General features: G+C 51.7%; 2 protein-coding genes. Both read left to right on the top strand.

Annotated elements, in window-relative coordinates:
• Nucleotides 1-567: FxLYD domain-containing protein (locus tag ACYVRU_RS12040; protein ID WP_461186206.1), on the top strand; the 567-nt coding region annotated here is incomplete at its 5' end.
• A gap of 206 nt (nucleotides 568-773) precedes the next feature.
• Nucleotides 774-3,245 (top strand): hypothetical protein, encoded by a 2,472-nt coding sequence (locus tag ACYVRU_RS12045; RefSeq protein WP_461186207.1) that lies wholly within the window; start codon nucleotides 774-776, stop codon nucleotides 3,243-3,245.
• Nucleotides 3,246-3,445 lie beyond the last annotated feature (200 nt).

A 3,445-nucleotide genomic window follows, 5' to 3' on the forward strand; every position in this document is an offset into this window, starting at 1 on the left:
GGTCGAGGAGGTATCTGGACGTGTCGCTGCTGGACGAGTGATCATGCCGACGGCTGGCGGTCGCCTGCTGGAATTTGCGCAAGATTATTGACAGTACCAAAAGATATGGGTGTTAACGACGACACCTTCTACAATGATTGGGATTCGCTTTACAACGAAAGAACGGTGATGCTCAAAGATTTCGTTGATAACTACGGGCTCACGGTGGATGCGGCGCATCAAGAAACCTTGGACGATTTGCTGCGCCGAGGGCAAGCGGTGGAAAAGGCGGATTCTGAGAGGGATGCGGTTGAGCAGCTAGCCGCGTCACTCAATTTCGATAAGGCGAGTGACGAAGAGGGTTTATTCTTCACGTACACTGCTATCGGCGAGAATGATACTGAGCTCAATCTCGAAGACGTTTCTCTGGTGCTTGCCCTCTATGACGAGGATGGCGTTAAGGTAGAGGAGACCTATGCTGGGACCAATTCTTGGCCAAAAGGAGAGAAGGTCAAGTTCGAGGCAATGAGCGATGTAGATGCTGCTGAAATAAAGGTATCCTTAGATTATTACACTGTTGTTGATTGATTGATTGAACTGATTCCAGAGCGACCTTCCGAAGAGGTCGTTGCCGGCCTCGGCAGGTGGATTGCGCGCTGCTGGTCAGCGACACTTCAAGGACACGCAGAAAGCGAGAGAGCCAAAACCTCTCTGACGAGTCGAGGTTAATGCCAGGTATCGATTTATTCTTTAGGAGGCATGGGATGACGTCGAAGCAATAAGGTAAGCTATCGATGACGATCATCTTCTGTTTCAAAGTCATGATGCATGCTGAGCAAAATATATCTAACGATAGGTGCAATATGAACAATCCACTGGCGACAGATTCGGATATTACGGAGTTTACTTTTGGCATAGAATTCCCCAAGACGAAACTTCTGCCAGCTGCAGGAGGGTCATCTCATGCGTTCACCTCTTCGAAAGAGGACTTCATGGAGAGTGAAACGCGATGGGAGGTCAGGCTCGATCATGCAGATAAGCTGGATTGCACCATTGCTGTTTCAAGCGGGATTATCGCAGGTCTGATCGATTCTTTCTTCGTGGGCGAGTTCTCCCTTGAACGAGCGAACGAGTGGGGTACGAGCAAAGTCAACGATTTCGTCATCTCGATGGCTAAGCTGGCCGGGTATAAAGGAGATGACCTTCTGGGAGCAATTAGTTTTCTTGAGGGCAGCTTCAAATTTGCAGCCGATGGGAATACCCTTGATTTCGGTGGCGGGTATCAGCATCATCTCAGGGATTTCTCTCATCATTTCAGCCTGGGCGGGTTGCTCTGTTCAATTTTCACTCAGTTTACGGGCAAAGTGATAGGCACCGACGCGGCCGGGAGGCTCCTTATCGTCGACGTTCCCGAAACCCATCGGCAGTTCCTTGGCAAGAGCTTTGGAGAGAAGGTGATGCTCGGCACTGTTTCCTGGGTTATGCATATTGCAAGCGATGTTGCAGGTTCGAGCAGCAATCCCGGCGAAGGAACCGGGATTCCGGGTCCCATACTATCGCTCATCAAGCAGTTCTCTGTGCTGCCTATCTTTCAAGACGCGCGACCGGCAATGAAGCAAACAGGAGACGAGGGACTCTTTTTTCGCGAGATTGTCTCAAAGATGTTCAATGGGACTTTCTTTGCGATCAGGGATGAGGACGGGAAGATCGTCGAGACCCTGCGATTCGATTTCAGGACAGAATTGGGTGTCATCCATGAGGTCGCCAGACAAGCTATACCCGTTATCCTCAACCAATGCCTCATCAGGTCGTTCTATTTCGTTCGAAGGCTCGTGTATGAGGTCAAGGCGTTGAAGATCACGGGCCTGAAAGATATGCAGCGAATAGATCCTGAAGACGTTCTTCCTTTTAGGAACAAGGCGATCACGCGTATGTCCACGGTGTCCTGCGGTGTCTTCTCGGCGGTCGACCTCTCGGATGCGGCAGTCAGGGCCGCTATCGCGTCGAGGAATCCTGATAGCGGTTTCTTCTGGGAATTCGTGGTCAGGATCAATTTCGTCGGTCTCGGAACCTTTGCGATTGCGTGCGTGCTCGACGTCAGGGAGGTGCTGAAAGAGCGGGATGCTGATCGAGGGCTCTCCGCTGAGGAAGACTATGAGAGGTCTCTCGCTGAGTTCGGATCCTTGGAACTTGGCCCAAGTCAGATCAGGCTGCTCCAATCGCTCCAGAGGGCGATCGTCTTGGACGATATAGATGCCACGAAGTCATCAAGAAAAAAGAGCGAGAAACAGCTTTGGTTGGAAGAATGGGAGACTGCGATTGAGCTCGGTTTAAAGGAGCGAGGCCTCATCCCTTCCGAATACCTCCTGGCGCCGGACGAGCTTTATCGGGAGTTCAATGAGCTTGCGAAAGGCGATCCTTCCAAGCCTTGGCCTTTCTTGGTTGCGCTGGAGGCTAGTCTGTTCGCGCCTTACGAGCCGCTGGGCGGTGAAAACGACAGGGAATTCAAAAAGCTCAAGTGCAAAGACGGCTATATGCAAGACGTGTTCGCCGTCTCCCAGGATATTGTCTCAAAGGGCGACCTTGAGCGAATGGGCAAAGCTCTCAAGCAGGCACGTGCTGACATCGACTCGAAGATGGCCAAGCGGATCGTTGGCTTCGTGGGCACTGCCATAGTTGCTGGAGCTGCCACAGTCGCAGCCTTCGTCTTTGCTCCTTACATAGCTCCCCTGATTGCGGGCAAGGCGGTCGCAGGGCTGTCGGGTGCAGCGTTGACCAGCGCTAGCCTTGCGTTTGTCGGAGGTGGTGCATTAGCTGCCGGAGGCCTCGGGATGGCCGGTGGCACGGCGATCATCGCAGGTGGTGGAGCGCTGCTTGGTACCATTGGCGGCACTGGGGCATCCAAGGTCATAGCAACAATGACAAACGCAGACGGTTTCGTCTTCGTTGAGGCGTCTAAGCTGCTCTGCTATTGCCGATACGTCTTGCTCGGCAAATTCTCAGCAATAGATTCAGTGAAGCGGATCCAAGTTTCACTGAACGAGAGAATATTGGAAATGGAGATAACCCTAGAATCACTGAGATATGCAGGGGGCTCTGTCGCCCTTATCGAGGAATGCGCGACAGATTCAATCGGTGAGACTGCCGAGGATTCGGCTGCCACTGAGATGGATCCCAAGAAGCAGATGAAGGTGCTCTCTAGAAGTTTGAAATATCTCAAGAGGTGCAACCAAGCTTTGGCAAAAGCGGTATCTAATGTTGAATGAGGTTAGACTGCAATGGGGTTTCTCGATGAACTTGCAGGTATAGCAATCAGGGGTGTTGTTGGTTATGCAAGCAGCATCCCTGAAGCTAAAGAAGCTGCCGATATTGGAGTCAGGTTAAATCAGCCACACCCAAGTCGGAGATAAATCGCCAATCCCGGCCAATTTAATTTCGCCAATACGCCAGTGATTCTAGTTGCGAT

Source organism: Adlercreutzia sp. CNCM I-6216 (genome assembly GCF_977113345.1).